This is a genomic window from Clostridium sp. DFI.5.61, from assembly GCF_024462915.1.
GTDB lineage: Bacteria > Bacillota > Clostridia > Oscillospirales > Oscillospiraceae > Lawsonibacter > Lawsonibacter asaccharolyticus.
In genome coordinates, this window is the sequence record NZ_JANGBZ010000020.1 from 46232 (window position 1) to 52592 (window position 6361).

Annotated in this window: 11 protein-coding genes; all 11 read right to left on the bottom strand. The window is 56.2% G+C overall.

Annotated elements, in window-relative coordinates; genetic code table 11:
- Nucleotides 1–4 precede the first annotated feature (4 nt).
- A complete protein-coding gene (locus tag NE584_RS11015) occupies nt 5–556 on the bottom strand; it encodes a hypothetical protein (RefSeq protein ID WP_256182816.1) in 552 nt (183 codons plus the stop codon).
- The gene (locus tag NE584_RS11020; protein WP_256182817.1) at nt 553–1512 is read right to left on the bottom strand and encodes a hypothetical protein; all 960 of its coding nucleotides are present in this window, start codon (nt 1510–1512) and stop codon (nt 553–555) included. The genes NE584_RS11015 and NE584_RS11020 overlap by 4 nt, the downstream gene beginning before the upstream one ends.
- A gap of 84 nt (nt 1513–1596) precedes the next feature.
- The gene (locus NE584_RS11025) at nt 1597–2001 is read right to left on the bottom strand and encodes a hypothetical protein (protein WP_256182818.1); all 405 of its coding nucleotides are present in this window, start codon (nt 1999–2001) and stop codon (nt 1597–1599) included.
- 544 nt (nt 2002–2545) lie between these two features.
- Nucleotides 2546–2941 carry a hypothetical protein gene (locus tag NE584_RS11030; protein WP_256182819.1) on the bottom strand — a complete coding sequence of 132 codons (396 nt, stop codon included), beginning with the start codon at nt 2939–2941 and terminating at the stop codon, nt 2546–2548.
- Nucleotides 2938–3219 carry a hypothetical protein gene (locus tag NE584_RS11035; RefSeq protein WP_256182820.1) on the bottom strand — a complete coding sequence of 94 codons (282 nt, stop codon included), beginning with the start codon at nt 3217–3219 and terminating at the stop codon, nt 2938–2940. Before NE584_RS11035 ends, NE584_RS11030 begins: the two co-directional genes overlap by 4 nt.
- 1 nt (nt 3220) lies before the next feature.
- Complete coding sequence (locus tag NE584_RS11040) at nt 3221–3838, bottom strand: hypothetical protein (RefSeq protein ID WP_256182821.1); 618 nt, start codon at nt 3836–3838, stop codon at nt 3221–3223.
- Between the two features lie 240 nt (nt 3839–4078).
- On the bottom strand, nt 4079–4672 hold the full coding sequence (locus tag NE584_RS11045; protein WP_256182822.1) for a hypothetical protein: 594 nt from the start codon (nt 4670–4672) through the stop codon (nt 4079–4081).
- Between the two features lie 5 nt (nt 4673–4677).
- Nucleotides 4678–4854 (bottom strand): hypothetical protein, encoded by a 177-nt coding sequence (locus tag NE584_RS11050; protein ID WP_256182823.1) that lies wholly within the window; start codon nt 4852–4854, stop codon nt 4678–4680.
- 2 nt (nt 4855–4856) lie between these two features.
- Nucleotides 4857–5660 carry a phosphoadenosine phosphosulfate reductase family protein gene (locus NE584_RS11055; protein WP_256182824.1) on the bottom strand — a complete coding sequence of 268 codons (804 nt, stop codon included), beginning with the start codon at nt 5658–5660 and terminating at the stop codon, nt 4857–4859.
- A complete protein-coding gene (locus tag NE584_RS11060) occupies nt 5650–5949 on the bottom strand; it encodes a hypothetical protein (protein WP_256182825.1) in 300 nt (99 codons plus the stop codon). The genes NE584_RS11055 and NE584_RS11060 overlap by 11 nt, the downstream gene beginning before the upstream one ends.
- A 94-nt stretch (nt 5950–6043) precedes the next feature.
- Complete coding sequence (locus NE584_RS11065) at nt 6044–6196, bottom strand: hypothetical protein (RefSeq protein WP_256182826.1); 153 nt, start codon at nt 6194–6196, stop codon at nt 6044–6046.
- Nucleotides 6197–6361 lie beyond the last annotated feature (165 nt).

Consider the following 6361-nt stretch of genomic DNA (forward strand, 5'->3'; position numbering starts at 1 on the left):
CGTCCTACCTTTCCACGGAAACGGCCTGCCGGGGCTTGGGAAAATCCCAGCCGTACGCCTTGCCGATCTCGTCTCCCAGCCTGCGGGTAATGCGGGTTATATCGGTGTGGACGGCCTTTCCGTAATATAGTTTTTCTTTCAGCAAGTCAATTTGTGAGTCCCGCGCTCCGGGCTTATATGTGCGGTAAAGAAGATGGTTCGTACCGTCGTGGTGTATGGCGTCGCAGCGCAGGTCGCCCAGCTTATCCACATACCATGTGGCGTATTCAATATCCCGGCCACTGTAAAGGCAGTCCCGGATATTGCCGCTGGAGATTTCCTGATAGCCTGTACGCCGCCCATTCCAAAGTCCCAGGTCAGCAATCACAAGGATGGGCTGGTCAAGCTGGATGTTCAGATTGACGCGCTCATCGTCCAGATATCGGTTATTGATCTCATACATCAGGGCCATGCGCTCGTCCTCGGTCAGCTCCGGATGATCTTCCTCCAGATCGTCCCTCCAGTCCTCATAGTCCAGATCGTAGTTGCTCCATATTAAGTGCCTTTGCTCTGTCATCGTGAACCACTCCTTTCGTGGCGGCGGGACTGGATGGGCCGGCCACGCTTATTGTATCGGTTCGGGTCGGCGGCAGGGGATGTCCAGCCCAGGGTCGCCCCGGCCAGCATTGCCGCCGCCTGCGCCCTGGTCACGCCCATATCGTCGTTGAGTACATCCGCCGTCTGCTGGGGCGTTTTCCCTTTGAAATGGGCCATGGGGGACACCTGATACCCCGGCTTGTACCGCTCTATGGCGATCAGCTCACCCGATGACGGCTGGACGGTAAAGCACTTCTCCGGCAGGGGCGGCGTCAGAGGGATCACCTCGTTGTGGCACCGCTCCATCTGTTCGGCAAACTGGCAGATGTGAAACAGGCTGTCCCAGCCGTTGCCCACCTCCACATGGCAGTCATCAATATAGCGGCAGGTCCGGTCTATAGGCGCGCAGCCCTCCCGGAGAATACGGATTTGCCCGCCGTCCGGGATGCGGAACAGCTCCTTGTAATGCGGGTCGATGAACCGGATGCCCTTTTCAGCCTGTTCCATGTGCCGGTCCAGCCAGTCGCGGCGGTAGCAGTAGATGAACAGATTTTCCTCCCCCTTGTAGGGGTGCAGCCGGATCAGGTAGGCATACTGCGCTGTTTCCGCCCGGAAGCCGAATGAAAAAAAGCCGTGGTCAAGCGCGCTCTCCGGGTGTTCCCGGCAGAAGTCCCGCATGGCGTCACGGCTTTTCAGAAACCCGCCGTACTGCTCGTCGCCCACCAGGGCCTCCATGACACACTCCAGATCCTGCTGAAATTCCTCGGTGTCCAGGTTTTCCCGGTGGCTGGTCCATTGGGGAAAGAACCCCTTGCCGTCCTCACCCATATCCGCTCGAAAGTGCCCGACACTCCCGGTCTGGCCCTCGATCTGTGTGCTTTGCCTGGCGATATAAAGCCGCTCCCCTGGGGCAGCGGCACGAATGGTCAATTCCATACGATCACGCTCCTTGTCAATAGGAAGACGGCTACCAGCTTCTCACTGATAGCCGCTTTCTCTATAACGATATTGATAGAACTTCTACCGGGCGTCGCCCCGGTCATGGTGTTTGGGCTTGATGGGCTGACCCTGCCCATCATAGTTTTTCGGGTCGGCAGCTGGCGTCTCCCAGCCGAACAGGGAGCCCGCCAGCATCGCCGCTGCCTGCGCCTTGGTCACATTGATCTGTGCGTTGTATTCATCTACGATGGCCTGCACGTGAGCGCGGTCATGGCCGTATTTATCCGTGTGATAATAACCGGCCTCACCGTGCCGGACGGTAATGATCTCATCGCCGCTGGGCAGTACGGCATAACACTTTTCCGGCAAGCCCGGTCGTATTGGGATCGCTTTCCCGCCAATCTGCTCCAGGTATGACGCATACTCACGGATATGGTAAACGCTGCCGCCGATTGCGGTGTGGCAGTCGTCAATATACCGGGCCACGTGCTCACCCCCCTGTGTTCACCGATGATAACACGCACCATATCGCCGTCTGCTACCCTGAATTTCTCCTTGCCAGCCGTGGTGATGAAGCGGATGCCTCTTTCGGCCTGCTTCATGTGCCGGTCAAGCAATCCCCGGCGATACGGATAGATATGGACATGGTTTTCCTCTCCAATCGGGGTACATCGGATCAGATAGGAATAGTCCTGGGTGTCGGCGCGGAACACATATTCATAGCCGTTGCGGAATAATCCCTGGGAGTTATCCACGCAGCAGCAAATCATGGCGGTCCAATTATTCAGCTGATGATGGTATCGCTCATCAAAACGGAGCATTTCCTGCACAGATCTAGATTCTGCTTTGAACTCCGGCGTATTGAGAGAACGGTCAAATGCTACCCAGCCGCTAAAGAAGGTCGAACTGCTGTCCTTATCCAGTTCTCCCCATAAATAGCCCGGACTTCCGCATTGACCGGCAATCTCTCCGGGCTGCTCATAGGCATAAAGCCGCTCGGCAGGGGTTGCGGGCCGCAAGGTCAGCTCCATTATCGCTCACGCGCCTTTATCTTCGGCGGCTGTGCGGGCTGTGTCAGTCCGGCCTCATGCGCCCGCCAGTAGTCGGGATGGCATACCCGGATAGTATCATCAATACATTTGCTGTATTCTCCGGGGCCGAAGTATTCATTGATCGGTGCGGTGTAAAGCCCTCTGTCCATTAACTCCCGAAGGACGATCTGCGCGTCGCTGTCCTCCTCAAAGCACAGATAGCCGCCTTCCCAGAACCCGTACCGCTGGGCGGCAGGTGATAAATTCCCGGCCACAAATTCCCGCGCCACCATGATCCCGCCGTGGCTGGCTGTGGAAACATCAAAGAAACCGGGGCAGAGGGTCTTGCGGGTCTGGATAAGCCCCCAGGGGGAATAGGCCGGCTCATAGCTCATTCCCGCTCACGCTCCTTCCCCGATTTCTCCGGCTGTTCGCCGGAGCGTTCCTGCTTTGTCATCTGGTACTCCAGTTCCGCCCCGGCCCGTTCCAGAAGGTCCTTTTTAGCGGCCAGGAGATCGGAGTGATAATGGCCCCAGTAGTAGTAATCACTTCCCTGGCAGGCCCATGTCACAAACGTGGACCGTTCCGTTATGCTCACACCCAGCACGAGCTCGGTGGTCCCGATGTGGATGGAGTCGGTGATGAGATAGCCGGCGTTCATACGGTTGCCCATATCAGCGGCCCTCCCTGTCACGAGAGTTTCGTTCCTTTTCAGCCTGTCGCAGCTCCAGGTAATGCTTTGCCCATTTGGGCAGGTCCTCCGGGGCGATGACGCCGAGAATGTCGCTGCGCTCAAACCGCGCCCTCTGCCCGGAATACAGCTCTGTGCAGTAACAGGCAGTGCCGCGGCTGTTGGGGTATGCGCCGGAGCCGCTGGTACACAACTGGAGCTGGCAGGTGGCGTGGCGGTATTCCCGGCGCAGCACCTCCGGGCGGATCACCACGACTTTGCCCCGGATGTCCTCCTGGTAACTGACCTGTTCACAGTCCTCGGCGGTGATGGCCGAATTGGAGATGCCCTGAATTTTCGGGCCGTTCAAGGCGATACGGGTCTTTTCCGCCTGTTCCGCCACACGCTCCCCAAACAGCTTTACCAGTTCCGGGTAGTCATCGCTGACCATGACCTCGGTATAGTTTGCGAATATCTCATGCTGCTGGCAGAACGCGCATACATACCGCTCATCCTCCGGCGCTGACGGGTTTTCCCCTAGCACGATCTCCCGGTCGCCAATGTGAAGCGCATGGATGATCTCATAGTCCCCGGCCATACGCTTTTCCTGATCTATGTTCATTTGAAGTCCTCCTTCCAAAAATTTACGCCGCTCTTCTCTGGCAATCAAATAGTTGCGGAATAACTCCCAGCCCATGCCCTCCGGCTGTGTTTCCCGGTTCGGAGTCTGCACGATGCTCCAATGGGTACAGGGCGAACCGCCCATCAGAAGTTTCGTTTGTATCAGACGCTCTTAAGTAAACAGCGACCTCCAGTTTATTCACTGAAAGCCGCTGTTGCGCATGTGGTTTCAACTGTTCTTTTACCTGGTATCAGATAGACTCCTTTTCAGAGCGCGTTCCCGCTGAATGACCTGCAAGCGGTCCTTTGCCCACTGCGGTAGACACTCTGGCCTGACCTCACCTAAAATATCACCACGTTCCCACTGGCTAGCCCTGCGGCCTGTGAATACGTTGATACCATAGACCGCAGTGCCGCGGGGGTTGCTCCGTGCCCCGCTTTCTCCTGTCACTAGAATCAACTGGCAGTCCGCTCTTTGATATTCATAGCGCAGGGAAGCCGGGTTGATCGCCACTACCTTATTGGCGATGTCATCGCCGTCCAGCAGCGGGAAACAATGCTCACGGCCCAGCATATCCAGTGGGATGTGGAGGGTATTGCGCTGGGCCTGAACTGCCGCTATCTGTCCTTTCAGCCTGTCCGCGTAAAGCTCCATGATCTCCAGATACTCGCTGCTGCTCATGGCCTCGGAATAATACTCAGCAATATCATCCTGTGTGCAGAAGCAGCACATAAACTCCAGCTCCGGGCTGACGCCTACTACAAGCTCCCGCGCCCCGATTTGGATTGAGTGGATGATTTCAAAGTTCTCGATTATTCGTTTTTTACCCAACATTTCCGTCACCTCTCCCGGTCATGACGCGGTCTACGTTTCTTCTGGGTGGACTTTTTCTGCTGTTCTTTCAGATCCGCTAGGGATTTGGCGGGTTTATCATCGAAGGCGATTAGAATGTTTTGCGATGGAACACCTCGCAGCATACCTGACAATTCCTCGCTTATGTCTTTTCCTTTGCCCATGACTATCGCTCCTCTCTAACAGAAACGGAGATCTGCCTGTCCTCGTTGGCAAATCTCCGCTCTAACTGCTCTACTGTCCAATTTTTTGTAAATTGTCCCAAAGCGTTGTGCCCAAACTGCTCAATGGCCCGCCGGTCCATCTCCCGGAGCCGTGCCCACAATTCAGGGTGATGGGTGCGGAACTTTTTCAGTGCCCCGATCCGTTGGAGAGGGCAGCACCAACAGGAACAGCGGTTATATATCTGATACAAACCGCCCCAGTCAAACCCCCGGTCATAGCATATCCTCAGTGCTTCGGCTTCTGTGATACCCTGATCCACCAGAGGATATTGTTCCCCCTTGATACGGTTTGGTTCATCTGCGGCGATCCCGACATAGTGCAGGGCGTTCCGCTCTTTTTTCAGGCGGTTCACTTCTTTGCGGATAAGGTGCGTTTTTAACTGGCCCGTACACCAGCGCACACGGGGGCCAGGCCAACCGTTGCCATAGAGAGATACCCCAAGCCGTTGCCGGTTCTCAATGCTGGATTGCCTCATCTTTGGTTCCTCAAACATGAGCCATTCAAAGCCTTTGGGGTGCCGCAGGGTAGTGATATGGATGCCACGCTCACGGCAGAGCAGGTCGTCCAGTTTTTGAAGATGCTCATACATCTCTGGGAACTCCATGCCGGTATCGGCGGTCAGCACCACATCGATGGGCATATCCTGTTCGATCATCAACAGAAGCATGGCTGTACTGTCCTTGCCTCCGGAAAGGGAGACAGCATGGAAATTGCCCTCTATGTGCTTCTCTCCGTCAGCGTTCATACTTCCGCCCCCTTTCAGGGGCGGGCCTTTCATTGTAGTATCGCAAGCCGTCCCCGCAGGGGGCATACAACTGCCCATCCTCCACACAGCGGAATATGTCGCAGTCTTTTACCATGGACGCTTTATAAAAGCCGCTGTGGGAGTAGGCGAACTTGCTGGGGAATAGGTTGGCGTCCGCATCCTGTCCCATGTGGGAGAGCGGTATTCGGCGGTGGTATTGGCCCTGCGGTTCAAACCGCTGTTCCGGGATAAAGTGTAGACCGCCGTACTCAAAGGGTGTATGGTCCATTCACTGGTTCCTCCTGTTCAAAAATTTACACCGCCCTGTGTCCAGCGGACCGAGAGCGGTGTATGTACGGTATTGCAGGAGGAATATGCTTTGATTATGTCATCAGCTTTATCAATAAGTCATTGACTGGCCCGGCGTCCCGGCCCTGGGCGGTCAGCTTGTTCCGCCAGCCCATCAGATACATCCGCACAAGGCGGCGCTCCGCGTCCGTCAGTTCCAGATACACTTTCTTCTCCCGTTTGAACATTTGAAACAACTCCCTTCTCTCTGCCCATATCGTACAGGAAAAGGCAAATGGTTTCAAATGTGCGAATGGGTATGTAAGCGGGCCCCCGGGGGGGGCCCCGGCGGGCCACCCGCGGCAGGACGCCGCGGAGGTCCCCCAGGAGTTCCGCGCCCTGGGCCAGGACTT